This is a genomic window from Bradyrhizobium sp. 2S1 (genome assembly GCF_011516625.5).
GTDB lineage: Bacteria > Pseudomonadota > Alphaproteobacteria > Rhizobiales > Xanthobacteraceae > Bradyrhizobium > Bradyrhizobium septentrionale.
The window spans coordinates 3595878-3615344 of record NZ_CP147717.1 but is presented as its reverse complement, the minus strand read 5'-3'; the positions used below and the strand labels follow the sequence as shown (position 1 = coordinate 3615344).

15 protein-coding genes are annotated in these 19467 nt (G+C 64.5%); 7 read left to right on the top strand and 8 right to left on the bottom strand.

What is annotated here, in order from left to right:
- Positions 1 to 121 precede the first annotated feature (121 nt).
- The 4 genes from HAP54_RS16990 to HAP54_RS16975 all read right to left on the bottom strand — a co-directional run bounded on the left by HAP54_RS16990 (position 122) and on the right by HAP54_RS16975 (position 6072).
- The gene (locus HAP54_RS16990; RefSeq protein ID WP_166301913.1) at positions 122 to 2335 is read right to left on the bottom strand and encodes an FAD-dependent oxidoreductase; all 2214 of its coding nucleotides are present in this window, start codon (positions 2333 to 2335) and stop codon (positions 122 to 124) included.
- Positions 2336 to 2475: 140 nt separating this feature from the next.
- Positions 2476 to 3684 carry an acetyl-CoA C-acetyltransferase gene (locus tag HAP54_RS16985; protein WP_166301910.1) on the bottom strand — a complete coding sequence of 403 codons (1209 nt, stop codon included), beginning with the start codon at positions 3682 to 3684 and terminating at the stop codon, positions 2476 to 2478.
- Between the two features lie 75 nt (positions 3685 to 3759).
- The gene (locus tag HAP54_RS16980; protein ID WP_166301907.1) at positions 3760 to 5547 is read right to left on the bottom strand and encodes an acyl-CoA dehydrogenase C-terminal domain-containing protein; all 1788 of its coding nucleotides are present in this window, start codon (positions 5545 to 5547) and stop codon (positions 3760 to 3762) included.
- A 108-nt stretch (positions 5548 to 5655) separates the two neighbouring features.
- Positions 5656 to 6072, bottom strand: a complete 417-nt coding sequence (locus tag HAP54_RS16975; protein ID WP_166301904.1) for a nuclear transport factor 2 family protein — start codon at positions 6070 to 6072, stop codon at positions 5656 to 5658.
- A gap of 162 nt (positions 6073 to 6234) precedes the next feature.
- On the opposite strand from HAP54_RS16975, the gene HAP54_RS16970 reads away from it, so the two are divergent.
- Positions 6235 to 6822 (top strand): PadR family transcriptional regulator, encoded by a 588-nt coding sequence (locus tag HAP54_RS16970; protein WP_166301901.1) that lies wholly within the window; start codon positions 6235 to 6237, stop codon positions 6820 to 6822.
- A 369-nt stretch (positions 6823 to 7191) separates the two neighbouring features.
- Positions 7192 to 10791: a tetratricopeptide repeat protein gene (locus HAP54_RS16965; RefSeq protein WP_166301898.1), complete on the top strand. Its 3600-nt coding sequence runs from the start codon at positions 7192 to 7194 to the stop codon at positions 10789 to 10791.
- A gap of 91 nt (positions 10792 to 10882) precedes the next feature.
- Here the strand turns inward: HAP54_RS16965 and HAP54_RS16960 are convergent, their stop codons facing one another.
- The 3 genes from HAP54_RS16960 to HAP54_RS16955 all read right to left on the bottom strand — a co-directional run bounded on the left by HAP54_RS16960 (position 10883) and on the right by HAP54_RS16955 (position 14344).
- Positions 10883 to 12214 carry an IS1182 family transposase gene (locus HAP54_RS16960; RefSeq protein ID WP_166297236.1) on the bottom strand — a complete coding sequence of 444 codons (1332 nt, stop codon included), beginning with the start codon at positions 12212 to 12214 and terminating at the stop codon, positions 10883 to 10885.
- Positions 12111 to 12641, bottom strand: a complete 531-nt coding sequence (locus HAP54_RS52505; protein ID WP_166301895.1) for an Arm DNA-binding domain-containing protein — start codon at positions 12639 to 12641, stop codon at positions 12111 to 12113. The genes HAP54_RS16960 and HAP54_RS52505 overlap by 104 nt, the downstream gene beginning before the upstream one ends.
- A 359-nt stretch (positions 12642 to 13000) precedes the next feature.
- Positions 13001 to 14344 carry an IS1380-like element ISBdi2 family transposase gene (locus HAP54_RS16955; RefSeq protein ID WP_166204320.1) on the bottom strand — a complete coding sequence of 448 codons (1344 nt, stop codon included), beginning with the start codon at positions 14342 to 14344 and terminating at the stop codon, positions 13001 to 13003.
- 359 nt (positions 14345 to 14703) lie between these two features.
- On the opposite strand from HAP54_RS16955, the gene HAP54_RS16950 reads away from it, so the two are divergent.
- From HAP54_RS16950 to HAP54_RS16940, 3 genes are read left to right on the top strand one after another with little or no spacing between them, the layout of a single operon-like run.
- Complete coding sequence (locus tag HAP54_RS16950) at positions 14704 to 15021, top strand: DUF485 domain-containing protein (RefSeq protein WP_166301892.1); 318 nt, start codon at positions 14704 to 14706, stop codon at positions 15019 to 15021.
- Positions 15018 to 16715, top strand: coding sequence for a cation/acetate symporter ActP (gene actP, locus HAP54_RS16945; RefSeq protein WP_166301889.1), 1698 nt, complete (start codon positions 15018 to 15020; stop codon positions 16713 to 16715). Before HAP54_RS16950 ends, actP begins: the two co-directional genes overlap by 4 nt.
- 39 nt (positions 16716 to 16754) lie before the next feature.
- Positions 16755 to 17558, top strand: a complete 804-nt coding sequence (locus HAP54_RS16940; protein ID WP_166301886.1) for a fumarylacetoacetate hydrolase family protein — start codon at positions 16755 to 16757, stop codon at positions 17556 to 17558.
- Here the strand turns inward: HAP54_RS16940 and HAP54_RS16935 are convergent.
- Positions 17545 to 18609, bottom strand: coding sequence for an IS630 family transposase (locus tag HAP54_RS16935; RefSeq protein ID WP_166204319.1), 1065 nt, complete (start codon positions 18607 to 18609; stop codon positions 17545 to 17547). The two genes, HAP54_RS16940 and HAP54_RS16935, sit on opposite strands and share 14 nt — an antisense overlap.
- 54 nt (positions 18610 to 18663) lie before the next feature.
- Here HAP54_RS16935 and HAP54_RS16930 point away from each other — a divergent pair, with 54 nt between their 5' ends.
- Positions 18664 to 19224 (top strand): fumarylacetoacetate hydrolase family protein, encoded by a 561-nt coding sequence (locus HAP54_RS16930; protein WP_166307947.1) that lies wholly within the window; start codon positions 18664 to 18666, stop codon positions 19222 to 19224.
- 12 nt (positions 19225 to 19236) lie between these two features.
- Positions 19237 to 19389: a hypothetical protein gene (locus HAP54_RS16925; RefSeq protein WP_166301883.1), complete on the top strand. Its 153-nt coding sequence runs from the start codon at positions 19237 to 19239 to the stop codon at positions 19387 to 19389.
- Positions 19390 to 19467: the final 78 nt, after the last annotated feature.

Sequence of the window (19467 nt, the reverse complement as noted above, 5' to 3'; positions counted from 1 at the left end):
CAGAAAAGACCGATTTGCCTCGGTTTTGCCGAGCATGCACCGCGACACAGTGAATCATTCCCCGGACAGCCCTGCGTAAGAACGGGGAGAGGGAGCGCAATCGCTATTCGACCTAATTTCGTTACGCCGCCTGCTTCTTCGGCGGGAAACGGCCGTAGAAGGTTTCGCCCTTGGCCGCCATCTCCTCGAGCAGTTTCGGCGGCGTGAAGCGCGAACCGTACTTCTTCTCGAAGGCGTGGCAGAGCGCGACGAAGTTCTTGGTGCCCATGAAGTCGATATAGGACAGCGCACCACCGGTGAACGGCGCGAAGCCGAAGCCCAGGATCGAGCCGACATCGGCCTCGCGCACGTCGGTGATGACGTGATCCTCGACGGTGCGCGCGGCTTCCACCGCCTGCACCACCAGGAAGCGCTGCTTCAATTCCTCGACGCTGAGCGTGTCGGGATCGAGCTGCTTTGGCTGCAGGCTGGCGAGCCCCGGCCACAGGCTCTTCTGGCCCTTGCCCTTCTCGGGATAGTCGTAGAAGCCCTTGCCGTTCTTGCGGCCGAAGCGGCCCTGCTTCTCGACCATCTCGACCATCAGCTTCTTCTGCGCCTGGTCGATCGCGTTGGGGCCGAGATCGGCCTCCGTCGCCTTGGTGATCTTCAGCCCGAGATCGAGCGCGACCTCGTCCTGCAGCGACAGCGGACCGACCGGCATGCCGGCCATCTTGGCCGTGTTCTCGATCATCGCCGGCGGCACGCCTTCGAGCAGCATCTCGTTGCCTTCGGAGATGTAGCGCATCACGCAGCGGTTGGCGAAGAAGCCCCTGCTATCGTTGACAACAATGGGCGTCTTGCCGATCGCACGCACGTAGTCGAGCGCGGTCGCCAGCGCGACGTCGCCGGTGTTCTTGCCGAGGATGATCTCGACCAGCATCATCTTCTCGACCGGCGAGAAGAAGTGGATGCCGATGAACTTGCCCTGGTCCTTGAATTCCTCGGCCAGCGAATTGATCGGCAGGGTCGAGGTGTTGGAGGCGAAGATCGCGTCCGCCTTCAAGAGCGGCTGCGCCTTGGCATAGGTGTCGGCCTTGACCTTGCGGTCCTCGAACACCGCCTCGATGACGAGGTCGCAGTCCGAGATCGCGTTGTAATCCGAAGTTGCCGAGATGCGCGCCAGGATGGCGTCGCCGGCCTCCTGCTTCATGCGGCCCTTGGCAATCTGCCCGTCGACCACACTCTTGGCGTGGCCCTTGCCCTTGTCGGCGCTGTCCTGGTCGCGATCGACCAGCACGACGTCGATGCCGGCCTGCGCCGACACATAACCGACGCTGGCGCCCATGAAGCCGGCGCCGATCACCGCGAGCTTCTTGACCTTGGTCGGCGGCACATTGGCCGGACGGCGCGCGCCCTTGTTCAATTCCTGCATCGACAGGAACAGCGAGCGGATCATCGCCGCCGCCTCCTTCGAGCGCAGCACCTTGGTGAAGTAGCGCGACTCGACGCGCAGCGCGGCGTCGATCGGCAGCTGCAGGCCCTCATAGACGCAGCTCATGATGGCGCGCGCGGCCGGATAATTGTCGTAGGTCTCGCGGCGATAGATCGCGTTGCCGGCCGGGAACATCTGCATGCCGGCCTTGGAGAACACCAGACCGCCGGGCAGCTTGAAGCCCTTCTCGTCCCACGGCGCGACGGCCTTGCCACCGCCCTTGATCCAGTCCTTGGCAGCCTTGATCAGGTCGGCCGCGGGCACGACGGCGTGAATCAGATTGAGCGCCTTGGCCCGATCGACCTTGATCGCCTCGCCCTTGAGCAGCAGCGTCATCGCATCCTGCGGCTGCACCAGGCGCGGCACGCGCTGGGTGCCGCCGGCGCCGGGGAACAGGCCGACCTTGATCTCGGGCAGGCCGAGCCGGGTCTTCGGATTCTCCGCCGCGACGCGGTAGTGGCAGGCCAGCGTGATCTCGAAGCCGCCGCCGAGCGCGAGGCCGTTGATCGCGGCGACCCACGGCTTGCCCGAGGTCTCGATCGCGCGGAACGCCTGCGACATCTGGCGGCTCTGCTCGAACAGCATCTGGTTGGCGGCTTCCTCGCCCTTCTCCTTGAGAAGCTGCGCATAGCTGCGGTTCATGCCCTCGAGCATCGAGAGATCGGCACCGGCGCAGAACGCCTCCTTGGCCGAGGTGATCACGACGCCCTTGATCGCTGCGTCGCTGGTCGTCTGCTTGATGATCTCGCCGATCTCCTGGGTCGAGAGATCGTCGAACACGTTCATCGAGCGGCCCGGGATGTCCCAGGTGACCAGCGCAATGCCGTCGGCGTCGACTTCGAACTTGAAATTCTTGTAGGTCATGTAAGTCGCTCCCAGTCTCTCCGTCATCCTGAGGTGGCCTCGCTCTTGCGAGGCCCTCGAAGGATGACTCGGTGAATTTTATCCATCCTTCGAGGCTCGGGCTGTCGCCCTCGCACCTCAGGATGACGCTGCCTGCTCGGCTACATCCGCTCGATGATGGTGGCGGTGCCCATGCCGCCGCCGATGCACAGCGTCACCAGCGCCGTTTCCTTGTTGGTGCGTTCGAGCTCGTCGAGCACAGTGCCGAGGATCATCGCGCCGGTCGCGCCGAGCGGATGGCCGAGCGCAATCGCGCCGCCATTGACGTTGATCTTGGCGTTGTCGATGTCGAAGGCCTGGATGTAGCGCAGCACCACCGAGGCGAAGGCCTCGTTAAGCTCGAACAGGTCGATGTCCGACTTCTTCATGCCGGAGCGCTCGAACAGCTTTTCGGTGACGTCGACCGGACCGGTCAGCATCAACGCGGGCTCCGAGCCGATATTGGCGAAGGCGCGGATTCTTGCCCGCGGCTTCAGGCAGTGCTTCGCGCCCGCCTCCTTGCTGCCGAGCAGCACCGCGCCGGCGCCGTCGACGATGCCGGAGGAGTTGCCGGCGTGATGCACGTAATTGACCTTCTCGACCTCGGGGTGCGACTGGATCGCCACCGCGTCGAAGCCGGCCATCGCCGCCAGCGCCGCGAAGGACGGCTGCAGCTGCGCCAGCGACTGCATCGTCGTGGTCGGGCGCATGTGCTCGTCCCTGGCGAGGATGGTCAGGCCGTTGACGTCCTTGACCGGGACGACAGAGTTCTTGAAGCGGCCCTCGTCCCAGGCCTTGGCCGCGCGCTGCTGGCTCTGCACCGCATAGGCGTCGACGTCATCGCGCGAAAAGCCGTATTTGGTCGCGATCAGGTCGGCCGAGATGCCCTGCGGCATGAAATAGGCCGGCACCGCCATCGAGGGATCCATCGGCCAGGCGCCGCCGGAGGCGCCGATGCCGACGCGGCTCATCGATTCCGCGCCGCCGCCGATCACGAGTTCATGCTGGCCGCTCATGATCTGGGCCGCGGCGAAGTTCACGGCGTCGAGGCCGGAGGCGCAGAACCGGCTGATCTGCACGCCCGGCACCTTCTCGCCGAGGCCGGCCTTCAGCGCCGCGAAGCGCGCGATGTCGGAACCGGCCTCGCCGACCGGATCGACCACGCCGAGCACGACGTCGTCGACGGAGTTTTCGGGAAGATTGTTGCGCTCTTTGAGCGCCGTCAGCGGCGCCGTGGCGAGCGCCAGCGCGGTGACCTCGTGGAGCGCGCCATCGGCCTTGCCGCGGCCGCGTGGGGTACGAACGTGATCGTAGATGTATGCCTCAGGCATGACGCCCTCCTTGATATGAGGATCATAATATATAACGGAAGGAAGCGCCGCCGCACCGGGTGCGGCGGCAATTTTTCAGAACGCTTCCGCGGCCAGTTCCATCGTGGTGGCGCTGCCGCTCTGGATCCGGGCCAGATGCACGGCGGTCTCCGGCAGCAGCCGCTCCATGAAGAAGCGGCCGGTGACGAGCTTGGTGTTGAGGTAGGGCGTCGTGCCGGCGGCGATCTTGTCCTGCGCCACCTTGGCCATCTTCGCCCACATATAGCCGAGCGCGACCAGGCCGAACAATTTCATGTAGTCGGTCGCGGCGGCGCCGGCATTGTCGGGCTTGGCAAGCGCGTTCTGCATCAGCCAGCCGGTGGCCTGCTGCAGATGGCCGAGTGCCGACGATAGCGGGGCGACGAACGGCTTCATCGCCTCATCGGCGCCGTGCTCCTTGGCGAAGGCCGTGACCTCGCCGAAGAACGCCATCACGGCGCGGCCGCCGTCGCGCGGCAGCTTGCGGCCGACCAGGTCGAGCGCCTGGATGCCGTTGGCGCCCTCATAGATCATCGCGATCCGCGCATCACGCACGAACTGCTCCATGCCATGCTCGGCGATATAGCCGTGGCCGCCGAACATCTGCTGCGCCGAGACCGTGTTGGCGAACCCGGCGTCGGTCAGCACGCCCTTCAGCACCGGCGTCATCAGGCCCATGTGATCGTCCGCGGCCTGGCGATCCTTGGGGTCCTGGGAACGATGCGCGACGTCGCTCTTCAGCGCGGTCCACACCACCATGGCACGCGCCGCCTCGTTGAAGGCGCGGATGGTGAGCAGGGTGCGGCGGACGTCGGGATGCACGATGATCGGGTCGGCCGGCTTGTCGGCCGCCTTGACGCCGGTCAGCGAGCGGCCCTGCAGGCGCTCGCGTGCATAGGCAACCGCGTTCTGATAGGCGACTTCGGACTGCGCGAGGCCCTGCACCGCGACGCCGAGGCGGGCCTCGTTCATCATCACGAACATGCCCTGCATGCCCTTGTTCTCTTCGCCGATCAGCCATCCGGTGGCGTTGTCGTAGTTCATCACACAGGTGGAATTGCCGTGGATGCCCATCTTGTGCTCGATCGAGCCGCAGCTGACGCCGTTGCGCTGTCCCAGCGAGCCGTCGGCATTGACCAGCACCTTCGGCACCACGAACAGCGACACACCCTTGATGCCGGCCGGCGCGCCCTCGACGCGAGCAAGCACCAGATGGATGATGTTCTCGGTGAGGTCGTGCTCGCCGGCGGAGATGAAGATCTTGGTGCCCGTGATCTTGAAGCTGCCATCGGCCTGGCGCACCGCCTTGGTGCGGAGCAGGCCGAGATCGGTGCCGCACTGCGGCTCGGTCAGGTTCATGGTGCCGGTCCATTCGCCGGCGACCATCTTCGGCACATAGGTCTTCTTCTGCTCGGGGGTGCCGTGCATCAGCAGCGCCGCGGTCGCGCCCATGGTGAGGCCGCCATACATCGAGAACGCCATGTTGGCGGAGATCTGGAATTCGCCGACCACCTGCGAGAGCGTCACCGGCAGGCCCTGGCCACCATACTCAGTCGGCGCCGCCAGGCCGAGCCAGCCGCCTTCGGCGACCTGCTTGAAGGCGTCCTTGAACCCCTTCGGCGTGGTGACGCTGCCGTCATCACTGCGCTTGCAGCCTTCGAGATCGCCGACCCGGTTGAGCGGCTGCAGCACTTCCTCGCTGAGCTTGGCGGCCTCGCCGAGGATCGCCTCGCGCACATCGGCCGACGCGTCGGTGAAGCCGGGAAGATTGCCGTAGCGATCGATCTGGAAAACGTCGTTCAGCAGAAAGCTGACGTCTTCAACAGGGGCTTTGTAGGTTGGCATGCTGGTCTCCCGGCTGGCCGTGGTCGCATCTGCGACTGACGCTTGCGCAGCTTTGTCGTTGGTTTGTTGGAGCGGACCTTATCCGGTTCCGGAGGTCCGCGGCAGGTCCTATCGAGACTGTGATTGCGACGTTGCGCCGCTTTCCTGCATCAACTGCTCGCCCATCAGCCGATGCAGCAGGTTGATCGCCTTGAGCGGACGCACCATCACCTTGAAATGCGTGATCCGGCCGTCAGCATCGAACGTGATGATGTCGACGCCGTTGAGCTTGATGCCATCGATCTCGTTCTCGAATTCGAGCACCGCGCCGGTGTCGTTGCGCCATTCGCCGAGATATCTGAAGGTCGGGCCGCCGAGCACCTTGGCGGCGCTGGTGAGATATTTGAAGGTGATGTCGCGACCGCGCTGCGGCGTGTGCACGACCGGGCTTTCGAACACCGCCTCGGGATGCAGCAGATCCCACAGAGCGGCGGTGTCGTGGGACTTCATGTAGGCGTACCACTTGTCGAGGCCCGGCTTGCTCATTCGGACGTCTCCTGCGGCGGGTTTGAAAGAAGCCTGAACACCGGCGCGCGCGACAAGGCGGCACGCCGATCACCATATGCATATTGACGCATATGCACAGTAACGCATAAAGTCAAGCGAACTTCAGAATGGTCTTGTCGGGAACTCAGATGGAGGTGGGCGTTGGCACTCGGTGACGCAATCCTCGCATGCCTCACGGAACGTCCGATGACGGGCTATGAGCTCGCCAAGACGTTCGATGCCTCGATCGGCTTTTTCTGGAAGGCCGACCATCAGCAGATCTACCGGGAGCTCTCGCGGCTGCGCGACAAGGGCCACGTCCAGGGCCGCGAGGTGGTGCAATCGGGCAAGCCCAACAAGCTGGTCTACACCCTGACGGCCGAGGGCCGCGCGGCGCTGAAGCACTGGGCGGCGCGGCCGAGCGTTCCGCCCTCGATCAAGGACGACCTTTTGGTCCGGCTCTATGCGCTCGACTGCGTCGACATCGAGCCGCTGCGCACCGACCTGATGGCGCGGCTGGAGCATCACCGCGACCGCTATGAGCGCTACGAGCGCCTGCTCAACAAGCGGTTTCCCGACGGCACCGCGCCACCGGCCGATGTCGGCAAGATGCTGGGCTTGCGCATCGGGATGCGCCACGAACGCGTCGTGATCGAGTGGTGCGAGGAGGCGCTCGACGCGCTGTCGGCGATCTCCGGTCGCGGCAATGTGCTGCCGCTCGATGACGGCAAACGCGAGAGCAACGGCTAGAAACAAGTCTCCGACCTCCCCTTGAAAAGGGGAGGTCGCTTTGCTCGAAGAGCAAAGCGGGTGGGGATCATCTCTCTCCACACGCCGCAGTGTGTGTGGCTGCCCCCCTTCCCGACCTTCCCCCTTTCAGGGGGAAGGAGAGGTTGGAGCGGCACCGCAGATCACTGTCCTGATCCGGCGCAACAGGTTCCCGGATTCCCTAACTTTAAGGCCCGCCGGCCGCATTCCTTAACCCGTTATTTACCGTGACGGGAAAAAGTCAGCAGCTGAAGCAGACGACCAGCGCAGAATTCGATTGTCTCTTAACGGGAATGCGCGGGGAGGCTGCGGGCGCAGGGTGTAGCGCCGGAGTCGGGACCGGACGGAATCATGAATTCGCGCGTATCGTGGAGTGTTGACGGCATCGATCCCTCCGTCCGCGAAAGGGCCGAGGCGGCGGCGCGCCGCGCCGGCATGTCGCTGAACGATTGGCTCAATTCCACCGTCGGCGAACCGAGCCCGCCGGATTGGCGCATGGAGCAACGGCAGGAGCCGATGCCGAGCCGGGAAAGCCGCGAGGTCGCCGATATCCATCAGCGGCTCGACGCCATCACCCACCAGATCGAACAGATCGCAAAACCATTGTCGCGCGGCGAAGCCGTGCGCGCCGAAATACCGCGCGGCCAGCCTGCCGTCGCGCGGCAGCTGAACGACGCGATCTCGCGCCTCGATGCGCGGCTGTCGCAGATCTCGCGGCCGCAGCCGGCGCGCGAGCCGCAGCCCCAGCCGGTGCGTGAACCGCAGATGCAGCGCGAGCCGCAGATGCCGGACCGCCAGGTCCAGGACCGCCAGTTGCAGGACCGCCAGTTGCAGGAGCGGCAATTGCAGGAGCGGCTGCGCCAGACCGAGGCGGTCGAGCGCGCCGCAGCCCAGGTCTACCGCCCCTCGCCGCCGCTGAGCCCGGCGTCGTTCGATTCCGCGATCGCGGAAATCGCCGCACGCCAGAACGAGCTCGACGGATCAGCATCACGGCAGATGCCGCCGCGCAGCGCGCCGCCGGTGCCGCCATCGGCCCCGCCGATGGCCGCCTACGCGCCGCCGCCGGCTGCGCCCGCCGGCCCCGACTTTTCCTCGCTCGAGCGTCATCTGCTCAAGATCACGAGCCAGATCGAGGCACTGCAGCGGCCCGACCACATCGAGCAGTCGATCGCGGCCTTCCGCGGCGAGCTGGCGGAGATCCGCCAGGCCATTACCGAGGCGATGCCGCGCCGGGCAATCGAATCGATCGAGAACGAAATCCGCTCGCTGCATCACCGGATCGACGAGATCCGCCAGGACAACAGCAACGGCCAGGCCCCGGCGATCGCCGGCATCGAACGCGCGCTGTCTGAGATCCGCGAGGCGCTGCGCACGCTAACCCCGGCCGAGCAGCTCACCGGCTACGACGAGGCGATCCGCAATCTCGGCGCCAAGCTCGACATGATCCTGCGCGCCAACGACGATCCGTCGACGGTGCATCAGCTCGAGAGCGCGATCGCGGCGCTGCGCGCCATCGTCTCCAATGTCGCCTCCAACGACGCGCTGCTGCAGCTTTCCTCCGACGTGCATGCGCTGTCGGCGAAGGTCGACCAGCTGTCGCAGATGTCCCGCAGCGAATCCCACGGCGATGCTTTCGCCGGGATCGAGCAGCGCATTGCCGCGCTGGCCTCGACGCTGGAAAGCCGCGAGCGGCCGGCCGGCTATGACAATGGCGATGCCATCGAAGGCGCGGTCCGCGCTTTGTCGGAGCGGATCGACCGCCTGCAGGTCGGCAATGACAGCTCATCGGCATTCACGCATCTCGAGCAGCGCGTCTCGTATCTGCTCGAGCGGCTCGAATCCGCCGACCAGCGCTCCGGCAATCTCGGCCGGGTCGAGGAAGGGCTGCATGACATCATGCGGCACCTCGAGGCGCAGCACGCCCACATCGCCTCGCTCGCCGACGCCACCCGCAACTTCAATGGCGCCGCGCCGCAGCCGATGATGGACACCGGCATCGTCGACCTGGTGAAGCGCGAACTGTCCGACATCCGCTTCAGCCAGTCGGAGACCGATCGCCGCACCCAGGATTCGCTGGAGACCGTTCACAACACGCTCGGCCATGTCGTCGATCGCCTGGCGATGATCGAGAACGACCTGCGCACGGTCCGCACCGCGCCGCCGCCGGCTCCGCCCGCCCCCGAAGCGCGGATGGAAGCACCGCGGATGGAGATGCCGCGCGCGGCGATGCCGCAGCCCAGATCGGAAACGTACAAGCCTGAAACCTACCAGCCTGAAGCATACAGGCCCGAATTGCCGAATCCTGCGCAGGCGCAGGAGCACTTCATGTCCGCGCCGCGCGAATTCCATGCCGCGCAGCCGGTCGAGACTGCGCCGCCGCCGCTGCCGCCGCGCGCGATCAGCGAAATCCTCGAACCGCATGCGGCGTCCGCGCGCGCCGCGATCGCACCGGAACTGCCGCCTGATCATCCGCTCGAGCCCGGCACGCGCCCCTCGGGCCGCATGTCGTCGCCGTCGGAGCGTATCGCGGATTCCGAGCGCGCGATCTCTGATCTTCCCGCCGGCAAGAAGGAGCCGGTCTCGACATCGAGCTTCATCGCCGCCGCGCGCCGCGCCGCGCAGGCCGCCGCCGTGCAACCCGTCAACGAGAAGGCGGCGCGCGCCGCGAGCAAGGCCGCAGCCAAGGCCAAGGAAAAGGCCGACAAGGCCGCGAAGGCCGCTGCCGGAAAGGCCGGTGCACCGGCGACCGGCGCGCCGGAGGCCCAGCCGTCGACCATCACCTCGAAGATCCGCTCGCTGCTGGTTGGCGCGAGCGTGGTCGTGATCCTGCTCTCTACCGCCAAGATGGCGATGAACCTGCTCGACACCAGCTCCGCGCCGCAGATGCCGGCGATCGAGCACAGCGAGCCGGCCGCGCCCCCCGTGCCGCTGCAGCCGCCGGCCGAGAATTCCACGGCTCCTGCACCGGCCGCGCCGTCCGGCGTGCCCGGGCCGTCGATGACCTCGCCGACCCCGCTCGGCCGCCAGTCCAACAACACGCCGGCGCCGAGTACGCTCGACAGCGCGCAGGTCACGATCCCGCAGGCCGCAGCGCCCGCCGCTGCTCCAGTGCCGTCAGCGGCTCCGGCCGCAGCGGCACCGGCTGGCACCAACGACATCACCGGCACAATTCCGACCGCGCCGCCGCTCGGCGGCAAGCTCGGCACGATCCAGATTCCCGCAGGCGAGAAGCTGCCCGACGCGATCGGCGGGCCGGCGCTGCGCACGGCCGCGATCAAGGGCGATGCGGCCGCGGCCTACGAGGTCGGCATCCGCTTCGCCGAGGGCAAGGGCGTGACCGCCAATCTCGACGAGGCCGCCAAATGGTATGGCCGCGCGGCACAGGCCGGCGTGGTGCCCGCGATGTTCCGGCTCGGCACCTTCTACGAGAAGGGCCTCAGCGTGAAGCGCGACTTCGATATGGCGCGGCGCTACTACGTGCAGGCCGCCGAGCGCGGCAGCGCCAAGGCGATGCATAACCTCGCCGTGCTCGACGCCGATGGCGGCGGCAAGGGCGCCGACTACAAGAGCGCGGCGCAGTGGTTCCGCAAGGCGGCCGATCGCGGCGTCGCCGACAGCCAGGTCAATCTCGGCATCCTCTATGCCCGCGGCATCGGCGTCGAACAGAACCTCGCCGAGTCCTTCAAGTGGTTCAGCCTCGCGGCCGCGCAGGGCGACGCCGACGCCGGTCACAAGCGCGACGACATCGCCAAGCGGCTCGACCCGCAATCGCTCGCCGCAGCGAAGCTTGCGATCCAGACCTTCACCGCCGAGCCGCAACCGAGCGACGCGGTCAACGTGCCGGCCCCGGCCGGTGGCTGGGACACGGCCCCGGTGCAGCCCGCGGCGGCGAAGCCCGCCGCCAAGCAACCATCGAAGCGGACCGCGGCGCTGGCCGCTCCAGCTCACTAGAGCATTTTGGTTCTGATTGAATCAGAACCGAAGCTCTAGGAGCCCGTCCAGATATGTTTTCGTGACGGGCATTTGTTGTAGAGTAGCAGGCTCAGGCTGCGTTTGCGAGGTTGAACAGCTTGAGGAGGTTATGGACGGTGCAGATCATTGTCCACTCGGCGCGCACTTTCTCGATGCCCCGCAACAGGAACTGGCGGAAGCCTCTTGCCTGTTTGATCTGCCCGAACACCGGCTCCACCACTTGCTTTCGCAATCGGTAGGGTGTTTCGAAGCCGCCATCGTCGATCTTCTTTCGCATGGCCTGTGTCAGCGGGCCGCCGACTTTTCCGTTCGCTACTGTCGGGTGCTTGGCGCGTCCGGGCGCGACATAGCCATCGATGCTGCGTGTGTCGAGCGCTTCGAGATTGGCTTCGCTGCAGTAGCCGGAATCCGCTGAGGCCTGCCGCGGCTTGCGGCCAAGATTGCTCTCGATGGCCTCGATCAGGGGCACCAACTGGCCCTGATCGCTGCCGTGCTGGGTCAGTTCTTGCGCGACAATGATCTGGGCATGTGCATCGACGGCCGCCTGGGCATTATAGGCCTGAACGAAGCCATCCTTCGACTTCATGATGCGGCTTTCCGGATCGGTGAAGTTGCGTTGCGCCTTGGGATTGGGTTCCTCCGATGGCAGCGCCGCCGGTTTGCCCGGCTTCTTGCGGCCTTCGGCCTGGCGCTGCTGTTCCTTTTCGGCCTCGATGCGGCGCTCTTCCTCCGCCGCCAGTTTGGCGTCCGCTTCCAGCGCCGCCATCGCTTGCTGGATCTTCGCCAGCCGTTTCTGCTTGTCGACGGTCCAGTCCGGCAGTTCGTCGCTGTTGCCGAAAGTCTCATCCTCCGAGGCATCCGCCGCCTCGGCGGCCGCCAGCATGCGAGCGACCTCGGCCTTCAATTCCGCCTCGCGCTTCTTCATGCGCTCATAACTCATCGCCTTGTGTTTCGACGCGTTCGCCTTGATCTTCGTACCATCCAGCGCGACATGACCGAGCTTGACCAGCCCGGCCGTCTCGCACAACTTCAGAACCTGCACGAATAGCGCGCCGAGCGCCTTCAAATGTCGCTTGCGAAAGTCGCTGATCGTCCGAAAATCCGGCGCATCCAGCGCCACGATCATCACAAAATCGTTCCGCTCCCGGCAGGCCTTGGCAATCCGACGCGACGAATACAGCCCACTCGCATAGCTATGCAGCAGCGCCACCATCATCCGCGGATCAAACGGCGGCTGCCCAAGCCCGCTCACATAGCTGCCCATGATCTCCCTGAGATCGAGGCTCTCCCGCACCAGATCAACCATAAACCGCGAGACATGGCCTTTCGGCACGAAGTCCTGCACATTCGGCGGCAGAAGCAGCGTCTGATCGATGTTCCAAGGCCGAAAATACTTGCTCATCGCCCAATGTTGAATCAGACCCGACCAGATTTGAACAGCGACTATCCAGACAAGCTCCTAGAATATCGAAGTGACGTTCGAGGCGATCCTTAAGGTCCTGAACGGTGCGTGCACGTCGCGCCTTCTCTTTCTCTTTCAAGAAGAGCTCACGCGCCTTTTCGACGGTTATGGACTGGGGTTGAATTCTGCCAAGCGTCTTCTCCGCGAGTAGCCGTTTTGCCTCGCGGCGAGCCTCTGCAAGGCTAATGAGAGGCCATCTGCCGATTGCCCTGCGGGAGTTATGGGTTTTGAGGATGAAGGTTTTCGCGCCTCCTCGAGACACACGGCAGGCGAATGAGGGAAGTGTCAGATCCCAATAGTCGACCGCGCCTTGCGCAGGGGCTGGCAAAGACCGTAGGCCGACATCAGAGAGCTTAATCCGTGGCACTTGCTTGGCACCAGAACAGGCGGATTGGAGCGATCATCAGTGTTGTACCTAGGAGGAAAAAACGCAAGAAGAACGGATAGCTTACGGTAGCTATGACGAACGGCGGTGAACCTGGGAAAAGAGCTGTTTTCGTTTTCCTAAACCGTAGGTCGGAAGTTCGAGTCTTCCCGGGATCGCCAAACAACGCGCTAGCCCGTCCTATTCGTGAGAGTGCTTTTTTTAGTCCGATTGATGTGGCCGCACATCTGCTCTGACGAGGCGCGCGGGATTGCCTTCGGCTTTTCACCGCCTGACCGACCCGTACTTTGCAACGCGCTTGAGGTGTAGGTTGGGCGAACGGGGGGCGGACGCCCCGCCGGTCAAGGACCGAGAGGCAGCAGCGCGCCTGGCAAGCCGCGGATCAGGTCGGCTTCGGGACATGCCGCGGCAAACGCAAGGCGAATGCGGCTCGTGGTCTCGACGACACGGGCAGCGAGTTTCAAGAGACGAAGACGCAGCGTCGCGAACTCGGCTGTGGCCAATTCCCGGGCTTTGGGAATCGCGTCGCGCACGGTCAGCATCAGCCAATAAGCGGCGGTGTGGAGAACGAGGCGGACTTGATTGGCGAGCGCCGAACGGCAGCTGGTGCGATCGGAGGCGAGCTGTGTCTTATGCAGCTTGATCAGATTCTCGGCTTGGCCGCGCGCGCAATACAGGCTGTCGTAGATCCACTCGGCCGAGCCGACATCGAGGCTGGTGACGACGAAACGGATGTCGAGGCCGAGCATCGTCGCCTCAATACGGGCGACGGTACGCCGTTCGCGATCCCAGGACTTGGCCTTGTGGCGCGTCTCGGTATAGCCACGCAGAACCGGCAGGTTCTCGATGGCGCGTCGCGTGCGGATGTCGTCGGCGGCCTCGTCGAGTTTTCTGGCGAGCGGCTTGGTGCCGGACAGACCGAAGATGTAGTCGATGCCGTTGGTCTCGCACCACGCCATTGCCTCCGGCCGGGCATAGTGCCCGTCGCCACGGAACGTAATTCGCGTGTTGTGCCACCGCGTCCGGATATGCCGTATCAGGCGGCGCAGATGGGCACGCACCTCGACGCCGCCCGGCGTCTTGCCGGGCCGCAACACGACCGCCACGGGCCGGCTCTTCTCCGTGTCGTAGACGTGGATCGGCAGGAAGCAGCGTTCGTCATAATGAGCGTTGAACAGCGAGAGCTGCTGATGGCCGTGGACGACATCGCAGGTATCATCGATGTCGAGCGTGACGGATGCCGGCTCGCGCGGGTAGCTATCCATCCATGCGTCGACCAAAGTGTAGGTCAGTCGGATCACGTCGCGCAGGCGCGGAGCATTCTCCAGCCGCGACAGCGTCGGTTGGGAACACAGATCGCGACCCGTGTCCGGCAGCCGTCCGCAGGCCAGCTTGAATGCGGGATCGGACCGCAGATGATCGAGGTCGTCGGCGTCCTCGTAGCCGCAGCAGATCGCGAACATGCGCGCGCGGAACATATCGACAAGGCTGTGCACGACCCGCGTCGGATCGCGCCGATCCGGGAACACCCGGGCCAAATTGTCGGCCAAGCCGAGACGCCGCTCGGCCATCGCCAGAAGCATCACGCCCCCGTTCGAGGTCAGCCGACCGCCATCGAAGGCAGCTGTGACTTTCTTGGCGTGAACGGCTGGAAACGAGAAGGGCAGAATCGTATCATCGGTCATGGCGGGCCTGGCGTTCGCGGTTGAGGTGATAGGGTTGGCTTTGCAACCGAATCCTACGCCGCATCAGCGCTTTACACCACGCTCGCAGCCTCTCAGGCGCACTCTGACGAATAAGACGGGCTAGCGCCGAGAGCTGGCGCGTCGGCAAGCCGTTCCATCGAATCATCCTGGCAACGCCCAAGATAGCGGCGTGGCATGAAATCACGCGGAGTTTGGCAGGATATCACCTTGCCCGATGCGGCCCGGATTCCGATGCTCGGAACATAACGAGGGAGACGCCTCCGGAGCCTTGATCTTCTGCTGCGCACCGCGCGCAGGCGGGGAGCGGCAGTCCGCAATGTCTCCGAGGGAGGAGCCGGATGTCGCAACTGACCCGTGAGCGGACGCAGCAGATTCTTGCCGATGCGGCGTTCAAGGAGCTTGTCTCGGGACGCGCCAGGCTGCGATGGAGCCTGTCCATCCTGACGCTGGTGATGTTCTTCGGCTTCATCGCGCTGATTTCGACGGTGAGAGCCGCGCTTGGCGCGAGCATCGCGGGAAGTGCCATGCCGCTGGGCTTCGCGCTCGCGCTCGCTATGGTCGCGGCGGTCGTGATTTTCACGGGCATCTATGTGCAGCGGTCGAATGCGCGGTTCGACGAGTTCACTCGCATTGTCAACCGGGAGCTTGGCCGATGATCTTCAGATGTTTGCTGGCCGCAGCGTTGATCGCGGCCGTTCCGTTCGCGGCGATGGCACAAAGCGCCTCTGTGACGGGCGGGCGTGGAACCGACTGGATCGCGATCGGGATGTTCGCCCTGATCGTCGCTATCACGCTCGTCATCACCTACCGTTCGGCAGGCAGCACGCGCTCGAAGGCCGGCTTCTATACCGCCGGACATTCGATCACGCCGCTGCAGAACGGGCTGGCGACCGCCGGCGATTTTCTGTCGGCGGCCGCATTTCTCGGCATCTCGGCGCTGGTCTACGCCAACGGATTCGATGGCTTCATCTATGCGCTCGGATTTCTCACGGGTTGGCCGATCGTGCTGTTCCTGATGTCGGAGCGCATGCGCAACCTGGGAAGCTACACGTTCGCGGATGCGGCGGCGTTTCGTCTCGACCGCACGTCCGTCCGGCTCGTCGCCGCGACCGGAAGCCTCGTCGTCGTCCTGTTCTATCTGATCGCGCAACTGATCGGAGCGGGCAAGGTGATCCAGCTCCTGTTCGGCATCAACTACATCCTGGCGGTCGTCGGCGTCGGTGTTCTGATGATGCTCTACGTCATCGTCGGCGGCATGCAGGCGACCACGTGGGTTCAGATCACGAAGGCGGTGCTCTTGATCTGCGGCGGAACGCTGCTCGCGCTTGCCGCGTTGTGGCATTTCGATTTCAGCCTCGGGCGGCTGCTCGAGGCTGCAAGCCGGATCCATCCCAAGGGGGCTGCGATCCTTGCGCCTGGCGGATTGTTTGCCGAACCGGTCTCGGCGATCTCTCTCGGACTGGCGCTGGTGTTCGGCACGGCCGGCCTGCCGCACATCCTGATGCGGTTCTTTACCGTGAAGGATGCTGCGGCTGCCCGCAAATCCGTGTTCTATGCGACGACCTGTGTGGCGTATTTCTGCTGGGTGATTCCTGTGCTGGGATTTGCCGCCGCGGCGATCCTGATGGCGGATCCCAGTTATTTCAACGTCGCGGCATCCGGCCAGTTCAACAAGATCGTCGATCTGATTGGCGGACCGAACATGGCGTCGATCCACCTCGCCCATGCGATGGGTGGCCCGGTCCTGCTCGGCTTCATTTCCGCGGTCGCCTTTGCAACCATTCTTGCGGTCGTCGCCGGACTGACGCTCGCCGGTGCCTCGGCCGTCAGTCACGACATCTATGGCCAGGTGATGTGCGGTGGAAAAGCGCCGGAGGCGCGCGAGGTTCTGATCTCGAAGATCGCCGCGATGGCAATCGGCGTCGCTGCGGTTCTTCTGGCCTATGTCTTCGAGAACCAGAACGTTGCGCTCATGGCGGGACTCGCGCTGTCGGTTGCCGCAAGCTGCAATTTCCCGGTGCTTGTCATGGCAATGTTCTGGCGCGGCACGACGACGCGCGGCGCCGTCGCCGGCGGTCTCGCCGGGCTGGCCGCATCGGTCGTCCTCGTCGTGCTGAGCAAGACGGTCTGGGTTGCCGTGCTGGGCTTTCCATCGGCGCTGTTCCCTTACGATAATCCCGCGCTGTTCTCGATGCCGCTCGCCTTCCTGTTCGTGTGGCTGTTCTCGGTGACGGATCGCAGCGCACGTGCGTCGCGCGAACACGAGGCGTTCGCAGCGCAATTCATCCAGTCCGAGATCGGAACGGCTCTGGCCGTTGAACGCCCCGGCCTTGCGGCGGCAGCCTCATGAAATCCGGCGCAGACTGCACTGATCGCGGAGCCTGACAGCATGACCAATCTGCTCGACGAGACGCACGATCCGGCACGGCGAAGCTTTGTCGAGATTGCAAACGGCAACGAGACCGATTTCCCGATTCAGAATCTGCCGCTCGGCATTTTCTCTACCGCGGCCGAGCCGCAGCCGAGGGTAGGGACGGCGATCGGGGATAGCGTGTTCGACCTGAAGCGGGCGCTCGGTTCGGACGAGCATCTTGGGCAGCCGATCCGGCAGGCTTTGCAGGACAGCACGCTCAATGCATTGTTCTCGCTCGGACCGGCCGCGACGCGGGCGGTGCGCCGCCGCGCGGCGGAACTGCTCGGCCAGGGCAGCGCGGCCAACGAGATCAGGCGTCGTGCCTCGGATGTGCTGACGCCGAAGGCGGACGTGATCCTCCATCTACCGACGCGGGTGTCGAACTACACGGATTTCTATGCCGGCATCTATCACGCGCAAGCGGCCGGTGCGCTGCTGACGCCGGAAAATCCGCTTCCCGCGAACTACAAATGGGTCCCGATCGCCTATCACGGCCGGGCATCGTCCGTGCAGGTCGGGCGGGGCGCGGTACGACGGCCGCTCGGACAGCGTCCGCCCGCCACGGCCGGCGGAGCGCCGACGTTCGGGCCCTGCGAGCGACTGGATTTCGAGCTCGAGATGGGCTTCTACCTCGCCGCCGGAAACCAGCTCGGCCGGCCGGTCCCGATCTCCGAGGCATCGCAGCAGATCATCGGTTATTCGCTCCTCAATGACTGGTCCGCACGCGATATCCAGCGCTGGGAGATGTTTCCGCTAGTACCCAGAATCAGAGCTGAGTGATACGGCGGCCTTTGAAACGGCGTTGACGGACCTTTTTCTTGGTCCAGACGAAGGGCTCGGCTCTGTCGTTGTATGCGTTGACGTAGGCATCGATGTGCTCCTGAAGCTGCGTGAGGCTTGTGAAGGAGGTGCCGCTGAGCGACTGCCCCTGCAAGATCGAAAACCATACCTCGACCTGATTGAGCCAAGACGCACTTGTCGGCGTGAAATGAAATTGCACGTTGGGGTGGGCCTTGAGCCAATGCTCGTTCTTCTTGTGGGTGTTGAGGTTGTCGAGGATGACGTGAAGCTTCCGGTTCGGAAAAGCCGCGGTGACGCTGTTCATGAAGTCGAGAAACTCGACGCGGCGTCGGCGTTTTGAATGCGCCGCGATGATCTTTCCGGTGGCGACTTCGAGCGCCGCAAACAATGTTGTGGTGCCATGCCGCTTGTAATCGTGGCTCTGGCCGGTCAAGGCGCGGCCATTGGGCAACTTCAGATAACCCTGCGCTCGCTCCAAAGCCTGGATCGAGGGCTTCTCGTCCACGCACAGCACAATGGCCTTCGCGGGCGGGGCGACATAGAGGCCGACAACATCGGCGGCTTTGGCCGTAAAGTTCGGGTCGTTGCTCTCACACCAGGACTTACGAGCCGCGAGGTCAATCTTGTGGCTGCGCAGGAACCGCCAGACATATTGGACGTCAACATCGCCCAGCGCCCCGGCCAGCAGGGGCCCGGTCCAGCGTGCGAACCCGTCCGGCGGCGGCTTGTCCAGCAGCTTCAGAATCCGCTTGTCGGTGGCCTTCGTATAGATTGGCTGCTTGCCCGGTCGCGGCTTGTCTTGCAGCCCTTCAAGGCCTTGGTCGGCATAGCGATGCCGCCAAAGGCTGACAATCCGCGGCTGGACCCCAACTTCCTTGGCGATCGACCGAGTGCTGCGTCCATCCGCCGCCAACAGAACTATCCGCGCCCGCTTCAAATCGCGCTGCAACGTCACCGGGGAGCGGCAACACGCCTCAAGCACCTTGCGATCTTTCCTCGAAAGGTGGACTTCTCTTGCTTCGGGTATCATCCCGACCTTGAATCACGACTCACGCTTTAAGAACAGTCGGTACTAGGACCGTTCCTGAGCAAGAGCTTTGCCACGTCGGTCTCACCCTGGGTCGTCACCGCAGATGCGCTGGCTCCGTTCCGCCTCCCGGCGCTGGCGCGCCCGCAGACCGATCCGCGTCCGCTCGATTACCTGTTCGATATGCCCGACCAGTCCCATGGCGGGCTCGATGTTCATCTTGAGGTGCTGCTCTCGACCGCGCAGATGCGCGCCGCGAACCAGCCCGCCGCAGCGATCCTCACGTCGAATGCCAAATACCTGTACTGGACGCCGGCGCAGATGGTGGCGCACCACTCGATCAACGGCTGCAACCTGCAGTCGGGCGATTTGATCGGCACCGGCACCATCTCGGGACCAAGTCCGGCGCAGCTTTCCAGCATGCTCGAACTGACTGCCGCAGGGGCAAGGCCGGCGATGCTTCGGAATGGCGAGAGCCGCGGCTTCCTGCAGGATGGCGACGAGATAATCCTGCGCGGCAAATGCATGAGGGACGGCTATGCCAGCATCGGGTTCGGATCGTGCGCCGGCAGGATCGAGCCGGCTGAGGCCGTCATCGCCGCAAGCGAGCAAGCTTGATGGAGGGCTGTCATGGAATGTCAATCTTTGCTCTTTGGCGCCTACCTGTCGGCTTCTCTACTCGATCCGGACGAGGTCCGCTTCGGACAGCTTCTGGCGCTGGTGGTCGGACTGTCCCTGTTGCTGATCGTGCGCTTGGCATTAATGCTGGTCGGGGCGTTCTAAAGTGCGATGAGATAAGGTTGAATCGTCATCGCACTTTAGCTCTTTGTTTGAGCATGATCTTTTCGGAAAACCGCTTCG